Raw genomic sequence first — 20542 nt, 5'->3', positions numbered from 1 at the left:
TCAGACTTCGTCGGGGCTGCGCAGGTTGGTTACCTGAATACGCTGTTCGCGGCGCTTTTCCTTTTCGGAAGGCATCTCGGCGCGATAGACGCCTTGATCACCAACGACCCAGGAAAGTGGGCGACGCTCCTGGCCAATCGACTCCTGCAACAGCATCAAGCCTTGCAGGAAAGCTTCAGGGCGGGGCGGGCAGCCAGGCACGTAGACGTCCACGGGCAGGAACTTGTCCACCCCTTGAACGACGGAGTAGATGTCGTACATGCCACCGGAGTTGGCGCACGAACCCATGGAGATGACCCATTTAGGCTCGAGCATTTGCTCGTAGAGACGCTGAATGATCGGCGCCATCTTGATGAAGCAGGTACCGGCGATAACCATGAAATCCGCCTGACGCGGCGATGCCCGGATAACCTCGGCGCCAAAGCGCGCGATGTCGTGGGGCGCCGTGAAGGCGGTGGTCATTTCCACGTAGCAGCACGAAAGACCGAAGTTGTACGGCCACAGGGAGTTCTTGCGCCCCCAGTTGATCGTGCCGTTGAGCACGTCTTCGAGCTTGCCCATGAAAATGTTTTTGTGGACTTGATCTTCTAACGGATCGGAAACGGTTTCCCGTTTGCCAATCGGATACTGCTCGTTAGGAGCATCGGGGTCGATCCTGGTGAGATTGTATTGCATTGCCAAAGCCTCATTGTTTCAGCTTCGCTTGCCGCTTGCGCCGAGCTTCCGGAGCCCAGTCAAGGGCGCCCACTCGGAATAGGTAGACAAGACCTGCCAACAGAATTGCTATGAAAACGAGAGCTTCGACGAATCCGGTCCAGCCGCTTTCGCGGACGGACACAGACCAGGCAAAGAGAAAAAGGGCTTCGATATCGAAGATCACGAAGAGCATCGCGACCAGATAGAATTTGGCTGAGAGCCGCAAGCGGGCGCCACCGGTAGGTAGCATGCCGGACTCGAACGGTTCGTTTTTGCTGCGGCCCCAGGCTTTTGACCCGAGGAGGCTGGAGACGCCGAGCATGAAGGCGCAAAGGCCGCCGACACCCAGAAGGAAAATGGCAAAGCCCCAGTTGTGGGCCATGAGTCCGGTCGCTTCGGGCATGCTGGAAATCCTTAACAGAGAGCAAAGGTCTCTGAGCTTGAAAAGAAACAAAGCAGTGACGATATGTCGCAGCAATCAATCGCGGTGATTTTATGGCTAAACACCGAGCAAGTAAAATTCAGATAGCGAAATTATTTACAAGAATAAGGACATAGCATGCCTCCAAAGACCTGTAGCCCATGCCGCTCGGGCATTAGCGGGGGTTTTGTCAAATATGTTTTGTAGGGAATGTAACGAACATACTTGCCGCTAAATGATAATCAATATTATTTGTCGCGCTTTTCAAACTGTTTAACAGGTGAGTGGCTGGGAAGTTGTCTTATATGCGCGTTACTGCAAGTAGCAGGCGCCCCCGTTTTACCCTCTTTTTCTGATCGCGACACCGCTCTGGATCAATGTTTTTGTCCGCCTGAGTCTGTAGGAGCGAGGCTTGCCCGCGAAGAATGCGCTGCGGTTTTTCAGGCATTACCGCCTCATCGTTCTTCGCGGGCAAGCCTCGCTCCTGCAGAGGAGAGGGGAATCGCAGGCAAAAAAACGCCCCGAACCAGTCGGGGCGTCAGATGTGCAGCGCTGCGGTTAGCTTTCTGTTCGGCCCGCAGCGGCTGATGTCTCAGGCGAAGCAGATCAGTGGAACTGTTCTTCTTCGGTCGAACCGGTCAGCGCGGTTACCGAGGACGTGCCACCCTGGATCACGGTGGTCATGTCATCGAAGTAGCCGGTGCCCACTTCCTGCTGGTGAGCCACGAAGGTGTAACCCTTGGCGGCGTCAGCGAATTCCTGCTCTTGCAGCTTCACGTAGGCGGTCATGTCGTTGCGGGCGTAGTCGTGCGCCAGGTTGAACATGCTGTGCCACATGTTGTGAATGCCGGCCAGGGTGATGAACTGGTGCTTGTAACCCATGGCGGACAGTTCGCGCTGGAACTTGGCGATGGTCGCGTCGTCCAGGTTTTTCTTCCAGTTGAAGGAAGGCGAGCAGTTGTACGACAGCAGTTGGTCCGGGTATTCCTTTTTGATCGCTTCAGCGAAGCGACGTGCTTCTTCCAGATCCGGCTTGGCGGTTTCGCACCAGATCAGGTCGGCGAACGGCGCGTAGGCCAGGCCGCGAGCGATGGCCTGGTCGAGGCCGGCGCGCACTTTGTAGAAGCCTTCCTGGGTGCGTTCACCCGTCACGAATGGCTGGTCATACGGGTCGCAATCGGAAGTCAGCAAGTCGGCTGCGTTAGCGTCGGTACGGGCCAGGATGATGGTCGGTGTACCGGCCACGTCAGCGGCCAGACGAGCAGCGGTCAGCTTCTGTACGGCTTCCTGGGTAGGAACCAGTACCTTGCCGCCCATGTGACCGCATTTTTTCACGGAAGCCAGTTGGTCTTCGAAGTGAACGCCGGCGGCGCCTGCTTCGATCATGCTCTTCATCAGCTCGTAAGCGTTCAATACGCCGCCGAAACCGGCTTCAGCGTCAGCCACGATCGGTGCGAAGTAATCGATGTAGCCTTCGTCGCCCGGGTTCTTGCCGGCTTTCCACTGGATCTGGTCGGCACGACGGAACGAGTTGTTGATGCGCTTGACCACGGTCGGAACCGAATCCACCGGGTACAGCGACTGATCCGGGTACATCGATTCGGCGGAGTTGTTGTCCGCAGCTACCTGCCAGCCCGACAGGTAGATCGCCTGGATACCGGCCTTGACTTGTTGCACAGCCTGGCCGCCGGTCAGGGCGCCCATGCAGTTGACGAAATCTTTCTCAGGACGGAAGGACGGCTTGGCACCCTGGGTGACCAGGTTCCAAAGCTTTTCGGCGCCCATTTTTGCAAAGGTGTGCTCAGGTTGAACCGAGCCACGCAGACGGACGACGTCAGCAGCGGAGTAATTGCGTGTCACGCCTTTCCAGCGCGGGTTTTCAGCCCAATCTTTTTCGAGGGCTGCAATTTGCTGTTCGCGTGTCAGTGCCATGGAGATAAACCTCGTCGCGTCTTTGATAAAAGTCGTTCTTGGTGAAAATTCCTGCTCCTGCCAAATACGCCTTTTTAAGGGGAATAAAAGGCTGCTCGCTGACCAGAAGCTTAGGCGCTCAAGGCGGGGTTTGGCGGGGAGGGCGACGGGATGAACGATGGGCTCGAGGGGAAGTGAGCAGGTAAGGGCGAACTGGCGAGCGCATTCGGGCGTCGTGGGCCTTGGTGCGAACTTCAGTGTGGAGCCGGGTTACCTATTACGCTTCCGTCCCTCGGGACAACTTCGTTCCAGTCGGCAACCTCGTCAAACACACCTTGTGGGCGGTACAGACACGAATCGGCTCGCGGGGTAGGGTGCGAACAGCGACTCGAAAGCCCTTGCCAGGGCCTCTGATTAGCGGGAGCGAGGCCATCATGCCTTTGCTTTTTTGGCTCGTCAAACGTTTTGTAGTGCTTTTTTTCAGGCACTACATCTTTGGTCTAATACGACTAATCAGTCAGTTTTTGGTGCTTTAGTCCAACGTATCGACTTTCACCCGCAGCGTCATGTCATCCCGGCCCTGGGTCGAGTAGCTGCGGGTCAGGCCTTGTTTGTCGGCCTGAGTCTGGCGATTCACGCCGGCCAGGGTGATCCACTCGCCCAGGCGACCGCTGACGGTTGTGTCGGTACTTTGCACGTTCACTACATCGGAACGTTCCTGGCTCATCCGGTCACGGTTAGTGCTGATTGCCAAATGAACGATGTCACCGGTGACGCTGGCGGTGACGTAGAAGCCTTGGGTGACATTGCGGTATTCAGTCTCACTGCGCAGGTCGCCATAGGAATCGGTCTGTGTGCTGGTGAGCGGCACACTCTGGCCAACCTGGATCAGCGCCGGTGTGCCTTCGCTGGCCTGAACCTGTTGAATGCCGCCGTCACGGCTGTCGGTGCTGTGATTGATGATGCGCGTCTGGCTCGGCCTGGCACCGTTCACCGAGTAACCCTGATCGCCCTGGAAGTTGTTTTCGTTGGTGTCGACGGTGATCAGCAGGCGCTTGGCGGCCACGTCGAGTTGGTTGATCACGGCCTTAAGTTCATCGATCTTGCGTTGTTCTGCGTTGACAATCAGCTGATTGCCATAGGCGCTGACCTGTCCGTCCTTGCCGATGAAATTCTGCGCCACCGGCAGCAGGTCGGCGCTGGTGCGATAGTTCAGGGGCACGATCTCGGTGGCGGCCATGACTGAAAAACTGCAGGTCAGTAGCAACATGGTGAGCAGGGTGCGTAGGGACATATCCGTTATCTCCGCCTTCAAAGTCTTGATATTGCCAGTTTGTCGGCCTGCGGTGGGGCAAGTTGAATCGTAGACAGCAAAACGCCCCGGCATCGGAGGATGGCGGGGCGTGGGAACGATCAGTTACAGGGTCTCAGGCGGAGTGACGCACCATGTCCACATGCGGAATCCCGGCTTCCAGGAATTCCTCACTGACCATGCTGAAACCCAGACGCTCATAGAACGCCGTGGCCTGCACTTGCGCGCTCAGCATCTGCTGCTTCAGCCCGCGCTTCTCGGCTTCACCGATCACCGCTTGCATCAGCGCATCGCCGACTTTCAAGCCGCGCCAGTCCTTCAGTACCGACACCCGGCCAATGTGACCATCGGGCAACAGCCGAGCGGTGCCGATCGGAAAGTCACCTTCAAAGGCCAGAAAGTGGACCGCCGTTGCGTCATCGGCATCCCATTCCAGCTCAGGCGGAACGGATTGCTCGGCGATGAACACCGTCTCACGAATGCGCCGGATCTCGGCGTTGTCCTTTTGCCAGTCTGCGACACGTACGTGAATTTTATTCATCAGCAAACCCCAGGCTGCCTTGCTTGACCAACTCGCACAGCAGGCCGCGACCGTCTTCGTCGTTCAGCCACTCGCCGAGGTTGTCGATGTGTAGCGCATCGGCAGCACAAATCATCTTCAGCAGTTCGCGCAATTTGCCCGGCAGATAACGGCTTTGTCCGCTGGCAAACAGCAGCAGGTCGTCATCGACTTCCGACCAGGCCAGGCGCGCGCTTGGGTTGCGAATCAGCACCGCGCCTTGCTCGAGGCTGGCGAGCAGGTCGTCTTCTTCGACTTCTTCCGGGCCCACCACCAGTTCCGGGTAGCGCGGTTCGGTCATGAACTGGCCGAACCAGGTCAGCAGCAGGCGCTCGTCGCTCATGTGCTCGGCCAGCAAGCTTTTCAGGCGATCAAGGGCGTCGTGCTGGATCTGATGAGGATCGGCCGCTGGCAGGGCGTCGGCGTCGGTGTAGCGCTCTTCGTCCGACAGGAACTGGCTGAGGAAATCAGTGAAGTGGGTCAGCACCTCAGCGGCGCTCGGTGCGCGGAAACCGACCGAGTAGGTCATGCAATTGTCAACGGCCACGCCGCAGTGAGCCAGACGCGGCGGCAAGTAGAGCATGTCGCCCGGTTCCAGCACCCATTCCTCGGTGGCGTCGAAATCAGCGAGGATGCGCAAGTCGGCGTGTTGCAGCAGCTTGCTCTCGGAATCGCACATCTGGCCGATTTTCCAGTTGCGCTTGCCGTGACCCTGCAGCAGGAACACATCGTAATTGTCGAAGTGTGGGCCAACACTGCCACCCGGGGCGGCGAAGCTGATCATCACATCGTCGACGCGCCAGCTCGGCAGGAAGCGGAAGTTCTCCAGCAGCTCAGCGACTTCGGGCACGAACTGGTCGACCGCTTGAACCAGCAGGGTCCAGTCGCGTTCCGGCAGTTTGCTGAATTCGTCTTCGGCGAACGGACCGCGGCGCAATTCCCAAGGACGCTCGCCGTTCTCGATCACCAGGCGCGATTCGACTTCTTCTTCCAGCGCCAGGCCGGCCAGTTCGTCGGCGTCGATCGGGCTTTCGAAATCAGGAATCGCCTGACGGATCAGCAGGGGTTTTTTCTGCCAGTAGTCACGCAGGAATTCGCGCGCCGTGATGCCGCCCAGAAGTTGAAGAGGAATGTCAGGATTCATGTGTAACCTATTGAAAAAAAGTACTTTTCAGACGGGAATAAAAACGCCCGGCGCTGCCGGGCGTCTCAAACGGGTAAAGCGGTCGATCAGATGCGTTTGGCTTGCGCTACAGCGTTGCCGATGTAGTTGGCCGGGGTGAGCAGTTTCAGCTCGGCCTTGGCTTGCGCAGGCATATCCAGCCCGTCGATGAAGGTCTGCAGCGCTTCAGGGCTGATGCCCTTGCCGCGAGTCAGCTCTTTCAACTTCTCGTACGGGTTTTCGATGTTGTAGCGGCGCATCACGGTCTGGATCGGCTCGGCCAACACTTCCCAGCAGGCGTCCAGGTCAGCAGCGATTTTCTGGGCGTTGAGCTCCAGTTTGCTGATGCCTTTGAGGCTGGCTTCGTAGGCGATCACGCTGTGGGCGAAGCCGACGCCGAGGTTGCGCAGTACGGTGGAGTCAGTCAGGTCGCGCTGCCAGCGGGAGATCGGCAGCTTGCTCGCCAGGTGCTGGAACAGTGCGTTGGCGATACCGAGGTTGCCTTCGGAGTTTTCGAAGTCGATCGGGTTGACCTTGTGCGGCATGGTCGAGGAACCGATTTCGCCAGCGATGGTGCGCTGTTTGAAATAACCCAGGGAGATGTAGCCCCAGATGTCGCGGTCGAAGTCGATCAGGATGGTGTTGAAGCGCGCGATCGCGTCGAACAGCTCGGCGATGTAGTCGTGCGGTTCGATCTGCGTGGTGTACGGGTTGAAGCCCAGGCCCAGCTCGTCTTCGATGAAGGCGCGGGCGTTGGCTTCCCAGTCGATCTCAGGGTAGGCCGACAGGTGAGCGTTGTAGTTGCCGACAGCGCCGTTGATTTTGCCCAGCAGCGGAACGGCGGCGACTTGAGCGATCTGACGCTCCAGACGGTAAACCACGTTCGCCAGTTCTTTGCCCAGGGTGGTCGGCGAAGCCGGTTGACCGTGGGTGCGCGACAGCATTGGCACGTCAGCGAAACGGATGGCCAGTTCGCGAATGGCTTCGGCAGTCTGGCGCATCAGTGGCAGCATCACATCATCACGGCCTTCGCGCAGCATCAGGGCGTGGGACAGGTTGTTGATGTCCTCGCTGGTGCAGGCAAAGTGGATGAATTCGCTGACGGCAGCCAGTTCCGGCAACTTGGCCGCTTGCTCTTTGAGCAGGTACTCAATGGCTTTGACGTCGTGGTTGGTGGTGCGCTCGATCTCTTTGACACGCTCGGCGTGCTCCAGAGAGAAGTTTTCCGCCAGGGTGTTCAACACCGCGTTGGCTTCGGCGGAGAACGCCGGCACTTCGCTGATGGCAGGGTGAGCGGCCAGGCGCTGGAGCCAGCGCACTTCAACCAGAACGCGAGCACGGATCAGGCCGTATTCGCTGAAAATCGGGCGCAGGGCCTGGGTTTTGCCGGCGTAGCGGCCGTCAACAGGGGAAACCGCAGTGAGCGAAGAGAGCTGCATGGGGTGTTCTCGGACAGTCGGGCAACGAAATGGGGCGCGTATCATACATGAAAAAATCCGCCGGTCCGTTGCCAACTGACCGGCGTATTACGCGTTACTGACTACAAAACGGTATTGCGGGCGCGGTTCAGCTGCTGCGCATCAGCGGGTAAAGCTCTTTAAGCAATTTGCGCCGGCTGATCACTAACTGCCAGCGATGACCGCCCAACTGCCGCCACAGGCGTGCCGATCGAATGCCGGCCAGCAACAGCGCACGAATTTTCGAGGCATTGCTCGGTTGTTGCAGGTTGCGCATGTCGCCATGCACTTGAATCCGTTGGCGCAGGGTGCTCAGGGTGTCCTGATACAACGCACCGCAGGCGGCGATCACGTTTTCGTGAGCCGGGCCGAAGTGCTCGACCTGGGACTGAATCTGCGGCAGACGCTTGCCGATCTCGTCCAGCATGTCGTTGCGCTTGGCCAGCTGACGCTCCAGGCCGAGCATCGCCAGCGCATAGCGCAGCGGTTCGCGCTGAAGGGTGCTTGGGTCGCGTTCCAGAGCGCCAATCAATGCGCGGTAGCCTTCACGCAGATTGATGTCGTCGCCGCCATACACTTCCAGCGTGTCCTTGGGGTCGCGAATCAACAGGCTGCCGAGCATGCAGGTCAGCCCGGCTTCATTGGTCTGGCCGGTCTTGGCGATCTTGTCGACCAATACGGCGGCGAGAAACACACCGCCCAGGGCCGTCAGTTGCTCTTGAGTCGGGCTCATGGACGCTGGTCCTTGCTGGTCCAAGGTTCGGCCACTTCGATCACGCCGCCGCCGAGACAGATTTCACCGTCGTAGAACACCACGGATTGCCCCGGGGTGACCGCGCGTTGCGGGTCGTCGAAAGTCGCGCGGTAGCCGGTGGCGGTTTTTTCCAGCGTGCAGGGCTGGTCGCTTTGACGATAGCGGACTTTGGCGGTCAAGCGGCGCGGTTCGCTCAGGTCGATCGGGTTGACCCAATAGATGTCTGAAGCGAGCAGGGCGCGGGAGAATAGATACGGATGGTCATTGCCCTGGCCAACGATCAATTCGTTGTGTTCCAGGTCCTTGATCAGCACGTACCACGGCTCGTCACTGGCGTCTTTCAAGCCGCCAATGCCCAGGCCCTGGCGCTGGCCGATGGTGTGGTACATCAAGCCGTGGTGACGGCCGATGACTTCGCCTTCGGTGGTCTTGATCTCGCCGGGCTGGGCCGGCAGGTATTGCTTGAGAAAGTCGCTGAAGCGGCGTTCGCCGATAAAGCAGATCCCGGTGGAATCCTTTTTCTTCGCAGTGGCCAGGTTGTGTTTCTCGGCAATCGCGCGCACTTCGGGTTTTTCCAGCTCGCCGACCGGGAACAGGGTCTTGGCGATCTGTTCGCCGCCGACGGCGTGCAGGAAGTAGCTCTGGTCCTTGTTCGGATCCAGGCCCTTGAGCAATTCGGTGCGGCCATCGATGTCACGGCGACGCACGTAGTGGCCGGTGGCGATCAGGTCGGCGCCGAGCATCATGGCGTAGTCGAGAAACGCCTTGAACTTGATTTCACGGTTGCAAAGGATGTCCGGGTTCGGTGTGCGACCGGCCTTGTACTCGGCCAGGAAATGCTCGAACACGTTGTCCCAGTACTCGGCGGCGAAGTTGGCGGTGTGCAGCTTGATGCCAATCTTGTCGCACACGGCCTGAGCGTCCGCCAGGTCATCCATGGCGGTGCAGTATTCCGTTCCATCGTCCTCTTCCCAGTTCTTCATGAACAGGCCTTCCACCTCATAACCCTGCTCGATCAGCAGGAGAGCGGAAACGGAAGAGTCCACGCCGCCGGACATGCCGACAATGACGCGCTTCTTTTGTGTGTCAGAAGGGGCTGGATCACGCATAGGGATTCAATGAGTGTCTTGAAAAAGGACGCGATTCTAGCAGGCTCAAGCCTGCAAGGCTAAAGAGAAGGGCGGATCAGCTCGAGGCTGAAGTGTTTACCGTCCAGATAATCATCGATACAGCGGATGATCAGCTCACTGCGCCAGTTTGCGCGCTGTTGCAGCAGTTCGTCACGCGTCAGCCATTTTGTGCCGACGATGCCGTCGTCCAGCTGATAGTCCGGGTGGTGTTTGAGCGGTTTTGCGGTGAAGCAGACCCGCTGATAAGTCACGCCATTGCTTGGCGCGGTGTAGAGGTAAATGCCTACCACGCCCGTCGGCTCTATGTCCCAGCCGGTTTCCTCGAGGGTTTCGCGCACGGCGGCTTCGATCAGGGTTTCGTCCGGGTCCAGATGGCCGGCGGGCTGGTTGAGTACCGTTCGTCCGTGCCTGAACTCTTCGACCATCAGAAAGCGACCATTGTCCTCGACGATGGTGGCGACGGTGATGTGGGGTAGCCAATCCATAGGGTTTTCCTCTGTGCGGTCTTCGGCAAACTGAAGATCAAAAGATCGCAGCCTTCGGCAGCTCCTACAAGGATCGGTGTAGGAGCTGCCGAAGGCTGCGATCTTTTGATCTTTTAAAAACACAAACCCCGGCACGAGGCCGGGGTTTGTGGTGTTCCCTTACAACCTTAAACCAGCGCTGCGATCGCGGCGTTGAAGGTTGCGCTCGGGCGCATGGCCTTGCTGATCAGTTCGGCATTGGCGTGGTAGTAACCGCCGATGTCCACTGGCTTGCCCTGGACGGCGTTGAGCTCGGCAACGATGGTCGCTTCGTTCTCGGTCAGGGTTTTGGCCAGTTCGCCGAACTGCGCTTGCAGTGCAGTGTCTTCGGTCTGGGCGGCCAGGGCTTGAGCCCAGTACAGCGCCAGGTAGAAGTGGCTGCCGCGGTTGTCGATGTTGCCGACTTTGCGCGATGGCGACTTGTTGTTATCCAGGAACTGGCCGGTGGCCTGATCCAGGGTCTTGGCCAGTACCAGCGCTTTAGGGTTGTTGTAGGTAACACCCAAGTGCTCGAGGGACGCAGCCAGGGCCAGGAACTCACCCAGGGAATCCCAGCGCAGGAAGTTCTCTTCCAGCAGCTGTTGAACGTGCTTGGGTGCCGAACCGCCGGCGCCGGTTTCGAACAGGCCACCGCCGTTCATCAGTGGAACGATCGACAGCATCTTGGCGCTGGTGCCCAGTTCCATGATCGGGAACAGGTCGGTCAGGTAGTCGCGCAATACGTTGCCGGTCACCGAGATGGTGTCCTTGCCTTCGCGAGTGCGGTCCAGGGTGAACTTCATCGCGTCGACAGGCGACATGATGCGGATGTCCAGGCCTGCGGTATCGTGATCCTTCAGGTAAGCCTGAACTTTCTCGATCACTACGCCGTCGTGGGCGCGCATCGGGTCCAGCCAGAAAATCGCTGGAGTGGCACTTGCGCGGGCACGGTTGACGGCCAGTTTGACCCAGTCCTGGATCGGTGCGTCTTTGGTCTGGCACATGCGGAAGATGTCGCCGGCTTCAACCGATTGTTCCAGCAGGGTGCGGCCAGCGCTGTCGGAAACCCGAACCACGCCGTTTGCCTTGATCTGGAAAGTCTTGTCGTGGGAGCCGTACTCTTCGGCTTTCTTCGCCATCAGGCCAACGTTTGGCACGCTGCCCATGGTGGTTGGATCGAAGGCGCCGTTAGCCTTGCAGTCTTCGATCACCGCCTGGTAGATGGTGGCGTAGCAACGATCCGGGATCACAGCCTTGGTGTCGTGCAGCTGACCGTCGGTGCCCCACATTTTGCCGGAGTCACGGATCATGGCCGGCATCGAAGCGTCGACGATGACGTCGCTAGGCACGTGCAGGTTGGTGATGCCTTTGTCGGAGTTGACCATGGCCAACGACGGACGAACGGCGTAGACCGCCTGGATGTCCGCTTCGATCTGCGCTTGCTGCTCGGTCGGCAGGGTTTTGATACGGGCGTACAGGTCGCCGATGCCGTTGTTCAGGTTGAAGCCGATCTGTGCCAGCACGTCAGCGTGCTTGGCCAGTGCGTCTTTATAGAACTCGGCAACGATCTGGCCGAACATGATCGGGTCGGAGACCTTCATCATGGTGGCTTTCAGGTGAACCGACAGCAGCACGCCTTTGGCTTTGGCGTCTTCAATCTCGGCTGCGATGAAGCTGCGCAGAGCGTTTTTGCTCATGACCGCGCAATCGAGGATCTCACCGGCTTGCACGGTGGTTTTTTCTTTCAGGACGGTGGTGGTGCCGTCTTGAGCGATCAGCTCGATTTTGACCGCGTCAGCGGCGTCGATCAGGGCAGCTTTTTCGCTGCCGTAGAAATCGCCGGTGCTCATGTGAGCGACGTGGGACTTGGAGTCTTTGGTCCAGGCGCCCATTTTGTGCGGGTGCTTGCGCGCGTAGTTCTTGACCGACAGCGGGGCGCGACGATCGGAGTTGCCTTCGCGCAGAACCGGGTTTACCGCGCTGCCTTTGATCTTGTCGTAACGCGACTTGGCGAGCTTGTCGGCATCGCTGGTTACGGTTTCCGGGTAGTCCGGCAGCGCGAAGCCCTGGGCTTGCAGCTCTTTGATCGCGGCCTGCAGTTGCGGAACCGAAGCGCTGATGTTCGGCAGCTTGATGATGTTGGCTTCAGGTGTAACGGCCAGGTCGCCCAGTTCGGCGAGGTGGTCGGCTACGGCTTTGTCACCCAATTGCTCGGGGAAGCTGGCCAGAATGCGCCCTGCAAGAGAGATATCGCGGGTTTCAACGGCGATATCAGCCGAGGCGGTGAAAGCCTCTACGATAGGCAACAGTGAATAGGTGGCGAGGGCTGGGGCTTCGTCGGTGAAGGTATAGATGATCTTCGAGCGGGTGGGCATATTCGGATTAACTCTCTCTTCTTTGCTAAGCGTGCGCAGAAACTCGAGGGGCGCCGGGTAAGCGCGTTCGTTCAAAGTCATCCATGAGCCGAATGTCGAGGTTTCTTCGCGGTGATGTTGGGTGCATCAGTCGAGCGTCAAGCGGGTGGACTGCGATAACAATCCGGCTTATTCGGGCCCAACGTCTTGTGATAGAGCGGTCGGCCGTAGTGACTCTGTGGTCAGCGGCGGCATTATACATAGGTAGCTGGCAATCTGCCGATGGTTCATATGCAACGTTTTTCGTCCATTGGTCTAAAGGTCGCAGGGAGCGGCGACGCGTAAAGTCGCTCGCCGTGCTTGAGTTTGGCGCTTTTCCCTTTGCTTTCAGGCTTGTACGTCGCGAACAGTGCAGCTTTGCGGCCAATGGGCGGAACATAGGGTTTGCGCGCCGATTTAACTGGGGTACGCTCAAACGCAGCCAGATGTTCAATCCAAACAATGGAGTACAGCATGGGATACAAGAAGATTCAGGTTCCAGCCGTCGGCGACAAAATCACCGTCAACGCAGACCATTCTCTCAATGTTCCTAACAACCCGATCATCCCCTTCATCGAAGGCGATGGTATTGGCGTTGATATCAGCCCGGTCATGATCAAGGTTGTCGATGCTGCTGTTAAGAAAGCTTACGGCGGCGAGCGCAAAATTTCCTGGATGGAAGTCTACGCCGGGGAGAAAGCGACTCAGGTTTACGATCAGGACACCTGGCTGCCTCAGGAAACCCTGGACGCGGTCAAGGATTACGTGGTTTCCATCAAGGGCCCTTTGACCACCCCGGTCGGTGGCGGCATCCGTTCCCTGAACGTGGCCCTGCGTCAGCAACTCGACCTGTATGTGTGCCTGCGCCCGGTGCGCTGGTTCGAAGGCGTGCCGAGCCCGGTCAAGAAGCCAGGCGATGTCGACATGACCATCTTCCGCGAAAACTCGGAAGACATTTATGCCGGTATCGAATGGAAGGCCGGTTCGCCGGAAGCGACCAAGGTCATCAAGTTCCTTAAAGAAGAAATGGGCGTCACCAAGATCCGTTTCGACGAAAACTGCGGTATCGGCGTCAAGCCGGTTTCCCTGGAAGGCACCAAGCGCCTGGCGCGCAAGGCCCTGCAGTATGTGGTCGACAACGACCGCGACTCGCTGACCATCGTGCACAAAGGCAACATCATGAAGTTCACCGAAGGTGCCTTCAAGGAATGGGCCTACGAAGTGGCTGCTGAAGAGTTCGGCGCGACCCTGCTCGACGGCGGTCCGTGGATGCAGTTCAAGAACCCGAAAACCGGCAAGAACGTCATCGTCAAGGACGCCATCGCCGACGCCATGCTCCAGCAGATCCTGCTGCGCCCGGCCGAGTACGATGTCATCGCGACCCTGAACCTCAACGGCGACTACCTCTCCGACGCCCTGGCGGCCGAAGTGGGTGGTATCGGTATCGCGCCGGGTGCCAACCTGTCCGACACCGTGGCCATGTTCGAAGCGACCCACGGGACCGCGCCGAAGTACGCCGGCAAAGACCAGGTCAACCCGGGTTCGTTGATCCTGTCCGCCGAGATGATGCTGCGTCACATGGGCTGGACCGAAGCGGCTGACCTGATCATCAAAGGCACCAACGGCGCGATTTCTGCGAAAACCGTGACCTATGACTTCGAACGACTGATGGAAGGCGCGAAACTGCTGTCCTCTTCCGCGTTTGGTGATGCGCTGATTTCGCATATGTGAGCCGCACATATAAGTGAATCAGCACAAAAAAACCGCCTTCGGGCGGTTTTTTATCACTGGATGATCAGATTGCGTCAGCTCGATACCGATTCCTGTTGTCGGGCGGCGGTCGCAGCCTGTTCGTTGGCATTGTCAATCAGTGCAATTTTCACCGCGTGAAGTCCCTTTGGGCCCTGGATAATCTCGAAACTTACGGCTTGTCCGGCTTTGAGGGTCTTGTATCCGTCCATCTCAATGGCCGAATAGTGGGCAAAAAAATCGATATCCTTGCCATCCTCGTCGCGACCTTCTCTGGCGTCGGTGTTAATGAAACCGAACCCCTTGGCATTGTTGAACCATTTCACCTTACCGACAGCCATACCCATATCCCTCTGCAACAGACTCCATCACTGGAGTATCATCCAGTTAATCCGCAGTCTAATCTTTCAAATAGATTGACTCCGCGGACCTTTTTTACCCACTGTGGGCTCTATTGTTTGTAACACCGATTTTCCGATAGTCAAGGTGACCGGGCAGTCGGAGTTGAAATCCTCGATGGCAGCCCCCACCACTGTATTCGCACAACTGACGAACCTTTCTTTCCATGCATGCAATCAGCCAGATTCGACTAACATTCAATCAGGATCGCCCTGATTTACACGACGACGATTCCGCAGGCATTGCTGTTCAGGAGGCTAAGCCTGCTTTACAGGCGCCACCGATGTATAAGGTGGTTTTATTCAACGATGACTACACACCGATGGATTTCGTCGTCGAAGTGCTCGAGGTGTTTTTTAACCTGAATCGCGAGCTGGCGACCAAGGTCATGCTGGCCGTCCATACAGAAGGACGGGCAGTATGTGGAGTGTTTACCCGCGACATCGCCGAGACCAAGGCCATGCAGGTCAACCAGTACGCCAGGGAAAGCCAGCATCCGCTACTCTGTGAAATCGAGAAGGACGGTTAATCGCCGACCACTTGGGTATGAGGTGAAGCTATGTTAAACCGCGAGCTCGAAGTCACCCTCAATCTTGCCTTCAAGGAGGCTCGCTCGAAGCGTCATGAATTCATGACTGTCGAGCACCTTCTGCTGGCCCTATTGGATAACGAGGCTGCCGCCACCGTTTTGCGTGCCTGCGGCGCAAACCTCGACAAACTCAAGCATGATCTGCAGGAGTTCATCGACTCCACCACGCCATTGATCCCTCTTCATGACGAGGATCGTGAAACCCAGCCAACCCTGGGCTTCCAGCGTGTACTGCAACGTGCTGTCTTTCATGTACAGAGCTCGGGCAAACGCGAAGTGACTGGCGCAAACGTGCTGGTCGCAATCTTCAGTGAGCAAGAGAGTCAAGCCGTGTTTCTGCTCAAGCAGCAGAGCGTTGCGCGCATCGATGTCGTCAATTACATCGCCCATGGCATTTCCAAAGTGCCGGGGCATGGCGATCACTCTGAAGGTGAACAAGATATGCAGGACGACGAGGGCGGTGAGTCTTCTTCTTCAGGCAATCCTCTGGATGCTTATGCCAGCAACCTCAACGAACTGGCGCGCCAGGGTCGTATCGATCCGTTGGTAGGCCGTGAGCTGGAGGTCGAGCGCGTCGCGCAGATCCTCGCGCGTCGTCGCAAGAACAACCCGTTGCTGGTGGGCGAGGCGGGCGTGGGCAAGACCGCGATCGCCGAAGGCCTGGCCAAACGCATTGTCGACAATCAGGTGCCGGACCTGCTGGCCAACAGCGTGGTGTATTCCCTCGATCTGGGGGCTTTGCTGGCCGGGACCAAATACCGTGGCGATTTCGAGAAGCGCTTCAAGGCGCTGCTCAATGAGCTGAAAAAACGTCCGCAGGCGATCCTGTTCATCGACGAAATCCACACCATCATCGGTGCGGGTACAGCGTCCGGTGGTGTCATGGATGCCTCGAACCTGCTCAAGCCATTGCTCTCATCCGGCGATATCCGTTGCATCGGTTCGACCACGTTCCAGGAGTTCCGCGGAATCTTCGAGAAGGACCGTGCCTTGGCTCGGCGTTTCCAGAAGGTCGATGTATCGGAACCTTCGGTGGAAGACACCATTGGCATCCTGCGTGGCCTGAAAGGGCGTTTCGAAGCGCACCACAGCATCGAATACAGCGATGAAGCCCTACGCGCCGCTGCGGAACTGGCCTCGCGCTATATCAATGACCGGCACATGCCGGACAAGGCCATCGACGTCATCGACGAGGCGGGCGCCTTCCAGCGTCTGCAACCGATCGATAAGCGCGTGAAACGCATCGAAGTACCTCAGGTCGAGGACATCGTCGCGAAAATCGCGCGAATTCCACCAAAACACGTCACCAGTTCCGACAAAGAGCTGCTGCGTAACCTTGAACGTGACCTGAAGCTCACGGTGTTTGGCCAGGATGCGGCGATCGACTCGCTGTCGACCGCGATCAAACTGTCCCGTGCCGGCCTCAAGTCGCCTGACAAGCCCGTCGGTTCGTTCCTGTTCGCAGGGCCGACCGGTGTGGGTAAAACCGAGGCCGCGCGGCAACTGGCCAAGGCGTTGGGTGTCGAACTGGTTCGCTTCGATATGTCCGAATACATGGAGCGCCACACCGTATCGCGCTTGATCGGTGCGCCTCCAGGCTATGTCGGATTCGATCAGGGCGGTCTGCTGACCGAAGCCATCACCAAGCAGCCTCATTGCGTGCTGTTGCTCGATGAAATCGAAAAGGCGCATCCGGAAGTCTTCAACCTGCTGTTGCAGGTCATGGATCACGGTACGCTGACCGATAACAACGGGCGCAAGGCGGACTTCCGTAACGTGATCGTCATCATGACGACCAACGCCGGTGCCGAAACTGCAGCCCGTGCTTCGATCGGTTTCACCTATCAGGACCACTCGTCCGATGCGATGGAAGTGATCAAGAAGAGCTTCACGCCGGAATTCCGTAACCGTCTGGACACCATTATCCAGTTTGGTCGCCTCAGCCATGAGGTCATTAAAAGCGTGGTGGACAAGTTCCTTACCGAACTTCAGGCGCAGCTGGAAGACAAGCGGGTGCTGTTGGAAGTCACCGACGCTGCTCGCAGCTGGCTGGCAGCGGGTGGTTACGACTCGGCAATGGGCGCTCGTCCAATGGCGCGCTTGATTCAGGACAAGATCAAGCGTCCACTGGCCGAAGAGATCCTCTTTGGCGAACTGGCCGAACATGGCGGTGTGGTACACATCGACATCAAGGATGGCGAACTGACCTTCGAGTTCGAGACTACGGCTGAAATGGCCTGACGTTAAACCGCAACAAAGCAGAAAGGCGCTGAAAAGCGCCTTTCTGCTGCCTGTCTGTTATACGCCGATCCCCCTGTAGGAGCTGCCGAAGGCTGCGATCTTTTGATCTTTGATCGTTCCCGCGCTCCGCGTGGGAATGCAGTCCGGGACGCTCCGCGTCCCTTCAAAAGCCGAACGCAGAGTGTCCGTTGAGGCATTCCCACGCAGAGCATGGGAATGATCCGCAACGATCCACAAACAAAAACGCCCGGCATAGCCGGGCGTTTTGTATTGACTTGATTAGCGAGCGCGGTAGGTGATGCGCCCTTTGCTCAAGTCATAGGGCGTCAGCTCGACGCGCACTTTGTCGCCGGTAAGAATACGGATGTAATTCTTGCGCATCTTGCCGGAGATATGCGCGGTTACGACGTGCCCATTTTCCAACTCCACACGAAACATGGTGTTGGGCAGGGTGTCGACGACAGTGCCTTCCATTTCGAAGCTGTCTTCTTTCGACATGCAGTAAAGCCCTCGGTGTCCAATGAATGGCCCGGTGCAACTGCGCCAGGCAAAAGCGGCGTGCATTGTGCCCGAAAAATGGGGTTCAAGCCAAGGGGTTAGTGTCCTGTCTCACAAATACGTTCCTCTTTTGGCGAGTGGCTGTTGTCGTCAGGCAAGGCGCCGCGACGAGTCATTGCCCGCTATGGCAAGGAGCGGCAACGCAGCATGATGACAACAGACGCCGTCAAAAAGGAACAGTGTTTGCGAGACAGAGCACTAGCTCAGGATGACCCAACGTTGATTAATCAGCAGTTCGATAGGGCGATATTGGGTCTTGTAGCTCATTTTTTTGCAGTTTTTGATCCAGTAGCCGAGATAAACCGCTTCCAGCCCCAGGCGTCGGGCTTCGCCGATTTGCCAGAGGATGGCATAACGCCCCAGGCTACGACGCTCCTGCTCGGGTTCATAGAAGGTATAGACCGCCGACAGGCCGTTGGGCAGCAAGTCGGTGACGGCCACGGCCAGCAGGCGGCCTTCGAGACGAAATTCGTAGAAACGGGAGAATGGCAGGTCACGTACCAGGAAGGTCGAAAACTGGTCGCGGCTCGGTGGATACATATCGCCGTCGGCATGACGTTGTTCGATGTAGCGCTGATAAAGGTCGAAGTACTCTTCGCTGAACTTGGGTCTGGTCGGACGTACCTGCAAGTCGGCATTACGTTTGACAATGCGTTTTTGCTGACGGTTGGGCGTAAATTGCGCCACAGGAATGCGCGCCGGTACGCACGCATTGCAATGCTGGCAATGGGGCCGGTATAGATGATCGCCACTGCGACGAAAGCCCATTTCCGACAGGTCTGCATAGACGTGCACATCCATGGGCTGACTAGGGTCGAGGAACAGCGTCGTGGCCTGCTCCTCGGGCAGATAACTGCAAGAGTGGGGCTGAGTGGCATAAAACTTCAAACGCGCCAACTCGGTCATGATCAACCCTCGGGATAAGCTTTTGATTAGGGGTTGCTCTCAATGAGTTTCCCCGCATTAAGTGTAAGCCACACGCGCCAATGTCGCTCAGCAAACCCAAGTGGCACGGTCGGGTTGATCCAGGTGTCGCGCAAGGTAGCCGGCAAATTCCCGGCGGGGAATCGCGCGGGCGCCCAAGCTGTGCAGATGATCGGTAGGCATTTGGCAGTCGATCAGTACAAAACCCGAGTCTTTCAGGTGTCGCACCAGGGTAGCGAAGCCATATTTGGAGGCGTTGTCGGCGCGGCTGAACATCGATTCGCCGAAGAACAACTGCCCCATGGCCAAGCCGTAGAGCCCGCCGACCAGCGCGCCATCGTCCCAGACTTCCACCGAGTGGGCGTAACCACGCCTGTGCAGTTCGATATAGGCATCCTGCATCGCTTGGGTGATCCAGGTGCCGTCTGCGTGTTCGCGCGGTGCGGCGCAGGCGCGGATGACCGCGGCAAAATCCCGATCGAAGGTCACTTGATAGCGCTTTTGGCGCAGCAGTTTGTTCAAGCTGCGGGAAACATGCAGTTCGTCGGGAAACAGCACCGTGCGCGGATCCGGCGACCACCAGAGAATCGGCTGGCCCTCCGAAAACCACGGAAAGCAGCCGTGACGATAGGCTTGAATCAGCCGATCGGCGGACAGATCGCCGCCCGCGGCCAGCAGCCCGTTGGGCTCGCGCATGGCTTTTTCCAGCGGCGGGAAGGTCAATGTGTTGCGTTGTAACCAAGTCAGCATGGCATCCGGGCTTGCAGAAGAGGAGGGCGGTAGCGGGCCGCTGAGCCCGCCTTCGAGGAGGTTAACCGTCAAACGGTAGGGATGTCATCGAGATACTTTTCCGCATCCAGCGCGGCCATGCAGCCGGCCCCGGCGGAGGTCACCGCCTGGCGGTAAATATGATCGGCCACGTCACCGGCGGCGAACACGCCTGCAATGTCCGTGGCGGTGGCATCCCCTTCGCTGCCGCCCTTGATCAGCAGATAACCGTCGCGCATTTTCAGCTGGCCTTGAAACAGGTCGGTATTGGGCTTGTGGCCAATGGCGATGAATACACCGGCCAGCGGCAATTCATGGGTTTCGCCCGTTTGGCTGTGCCGCAGGCGGGCACCGGTCACGCCGCTGGCATCGCCCAGTACTTCGTCCAGATTCTGGTTCCAGTGCAGACGGATATTGCCGTTGGCGGCTTTCTCGAAGAGCTTGTCCTGAAGGATCTTCTCCGAACGCAATTTGTCGCGACGGTGAATCAGGTGAACTTCCTTGGCGATATTCGACAGGTACAGCGCTTCTTCTACGGCCGTGTTACCTCCGCCGACCACCGCGACCACCTGATTGCGGTAAAAGAAGCCGTCACAGGTGGCGCAGGCCGAAACCCCTTTGCCGGCAAAGGCTTCTTCCGAGGGCAGCCCCAGGTATTGGGCCGAAGCGCCGGTGGCGATAATCAGCGCATCGCAGGTGTAGGTGCCGCTGTCGCCGATGAGCTCGAACGGGCGCTGTTGCAACTTGGCTGTATGGATGTGGTCGTAAACGATCTGTGTATCGAAGCGTTCGGCGTGTTTTTGCATGCGTTCCATCAGTACTGGGCCGGTCAGGCCTTCGACGTCGCCGGGCCAGTTGTCGACTTCGACCGTGGTGGTCAGCTGGCCACCTGCCTGGATGCCGGTGATGACAACGGGTTTCAGGTTGGCGCGAGCGGCATAAACGGCGGCGCTGTAACCGGCAGGGCCGGAACCCAGAATGATCAGGCGGGAATGCTTCGCTTCACTCATAAAAAC

The 20542-nt window shown here is 58.1% G+C and carries 19 protein-coding genes; 3 read left to right on the top strand and 16 right to left on the bottom strand.

What is annotated here, in order from left to right; translation table 11 throughout:
* From BZL43_RS06580 to BZL43_RS06530, 11 genes are all read right to left on the bottom strand, one after another.
* Positions 1-675 carry an NADH-quinone oxidoreductase subunit B family protein gene (locus BZL43_RS06580; RefSeq protein ID WP_007905053.1) on the bottom strand — a complete coding sequence of 225 codons (675 nt, stop codon included), beginning with the start codon at positions 673-675 and terminating at the stop codon, positions 1-3.
* 10 nt (positions 676-685) lie between these two features.
* A complete protein-coding gene (locus BZL43_RS06575; protein ID WP_007905050.1) occupies positions 686-1099 on the bottom strand; it encodes an NADH-quinone oxidoreductase subunit A in 414 nt (137 codons plus the stop codon).
* A 624-nt stretch (positions 1100-1723) separates the two neighbouring features.
* Positions 1724-3049 (bottom strand): isocitrate lyase, encoded by a 1326-nt coding sequence (gene aceA / locus BZL43_RS06570; protein ID WP_095631551.1) that lies wholly within the window; start codon positions 3047-3049, stop codon positions 1724-1726.
* 511 nt (positions 3050-3560) lie between these two features.
* The gene (locus BZL43_RS06565) at positions 3561-4322 is read right to left on the bottom strand and encodes a secretin N-terminal domain-containing protein (protein ID WP_095631550.1); all 762 of its coding nucleotides are present in this window, start codon (positions 4320-4322) and stop codon (positions 3561-3563) included.
* A gap of 133 nt (positions 4323-4455) precedes the next feature.
* Positions 4456-4881: a GNAT family N-acetyltransferase gene (locus tag BZL43_RS06560; RefSeq protein WP_095631549.1), complete on the bottom strand. Its 426-nt coding sequence runs from the start codon at positions 4879-4881 to the stop codon at positions 4456-4458.
* Positions 4874-6043 carry a cupin domain-containing protein gene (locus BZL43_RS06555; protein ID WP_095631548.1) on the bottom strand — a complete coding sequence of 390 codons (1170 nt, stop codon included), beginning with the start codon at positions 6041-6043 and terminating at the stop codon, positions 4874-4876. Before BZL43_RS06555 ends, BZL43_RS06560 begins: the two co-directional genes overlap by 8 nt.
* Positions 6044-6129: 86 nt before the next feature.
* Positions 6130-7500 (bottom strand): adenylosuccinate lyase, encoded by a 1371-nt coding sequence (purB, locus tag BZL43_RS06550; protein WP_095631547.1) that lies wholly within the window; start codon positions 7498-7500, stop codon positions 6130-6132.
* 127 nt (positions 7501-7627) lie between these two features.
* Complete coding sequence (gene hflD, locus BZL43_RS06545) at positions 7628-8251, bottom strand: high frequency lysogenization protein HflD (protein ID WP_007905037.1); 624 nt, start codon at positions 8249-8251, stop codon at positions 7628-7630.
* Complete coding sequence (mnmA, locus tag BZL43_RS06540) at positions 8248-9381, bottom strand: tRNA 2-thiouridine(34) synthase MnmA (RefSeq protein WP_095631546.1); 1134 nt, start codon at positions 9379-9381, stop codon at positions 8248-8250. The genes hflD and mnmA overlap by 4 nt, the downstream gene beginning before the upstream one ends.
* A gap of 59 nt (positions 9382-9440) precedes the next feature.
* The gene (locus tag BZL43_RS06535) at positions 9441-9887 is read right to left on the bottom strand and encodes an NUDIX hydrolase (protein WP_095631545.1); all 447 of its coding nucleotides are present in this window, start codon (positions 9885-9887) and stop codon (positions 9441-9443) included.
* A 167-nt stretch (positions 9888-10054) separates the two neighbouring features.
* Complete coding sequence (locus BZL43_RS06530; RefSeq protein ID WP_095631544.1) at positions 10055-12280, bottom strand: NADP-dependent isocitrate dehydrogenase; 2226 nt, start codon at positions 12278-12280, stop codon at positions 10055-10057.
* A gap of 492 nt (positions 12281-12772) precedes the next feature.
* Here BZL43_RS06530 and icd point away from each other — a divergent pair, with 492 nt between their 5' ends.
* On the top strand, positions 12773-14029 hold the full coding sequence (gene icd / locus BZL43_RS06520; protein WP_007905029.1) for an NADP-dependent isocitrate dehydrogenase: 1257 nt from the start codon (positions 12773-12775) through the stop codon (positions 14027-14029).
* Positions 14030-14103: 74 nt separating this feature from the next.
* Here icd and BZL43_RS06515 read toward each other — a convergent pair whose 3' ends face one another.
* Positions 14104-14388 (bottom strand): cold shock domain-containing protein, encoded by a 285-nt coding sequence (locus BZL43_RS06515; protein WP_095631620.1) that lies wholly within the window; start codon positions 14386-14388, stop codon positions 14104-14106.
* 224 nt (positions 14389-14612) lie between these two features.
* Between BZL43_RS06515 and clpS the strand changes: the two genes are divergently transcribed.
* Both clpS and clpA read left to right on the top strand, forming a co-directional pair.
* Positions 14613-14975: an ATP-dependent Clp protease adapter ClpS gene (clpS, locus tag BZL43_RS06510; RefSeq protein WP_015094394.1), complete on the top strand. Its 363-nt coding sequence runs from the start codon at positions 14613-14615 to the stop codon at positions 14973-14975.
* A gap of 30 nt (positions 14976-15005) precedes the next feature.
* Positions 15006-17276: an ATP-dependent Clp protease ATP-binding subunit ClpA gene (gene clpA, locus BZL43_RS06505; RefSeq protein ID WP_095631542.1), complete on the top strand. Its 2271-nt coding sequence runs from the start codon at positions 15006-15008 to the stop codon at positions 17274-17276.
* A gap of 279 nt (positions 17277-17555) precedes the next feature.
* Here the strand turns inward: clpA and infA are convergent, their stop codons facing one another.
* The 4 genes from infA to trxB all read right to left on the bottom strand — a co-directional run bounded on the left by infA (position 17556) and on the right by trxB (position 20536).
* Positions 17556-17774, bottom strand: coding sequence for a translation initiation factor IF-1 (gene infA, locus BZL43_RS06500; protein WP_002553999.1), 219 nt, complete (start codon positions 17772-17774; stop codon positions 17556-17558).
* Positions 17775-18032: 258 nt separating this feature from the next.
* The gene (locus BZL43_RS06490) at positions 18033-18740 is read right to left on the bottom strand and encodes an arginyltransferase (protein WP_095631541.1); all 708 of its coding nucleotides are present in this window, start codon (positions 18738-18740) and stop codon (positions 18033-18035) included.
* A gap of 87 nt (positions 18741-18827) precedes the next feature.
* Entirely contained in the window at positions 18828-19508 is a 681-nt protein-coding gene (gene aat, locus BZL43_RS06485; protein ID WP_095631540.1) for a leucyl/phenylalanyl-tRNA--protein transferase, read from the bottom strand.
* Between the two features lie 68 nt (positions 19509-19576).
* Complete coding sequence (gene trxB, locus BZL43_RS06480) at positions 19577-20536, bottom strand: thioredoxin-disulfide reductase (RefSeq protein WP_095631539.1); 960 nt, start codon at positions 20534-20536, stop codon at positions 19577-19579.
* Positions 20537-20542: the final 6 nt, after the last annotated feature.

The organism is Pseudomonas sp. PICF141 (assembly GCF_002286815.1).
Lineage (GTDB): Bacteria > Pseudomonadota > Gammaproteobacteria > Pseudomonadales > Pseudomonadaceae > Aquipseudomonas.
This window is presented reverse-complemented; position numbering and strand designations above follow the sequence as displayed.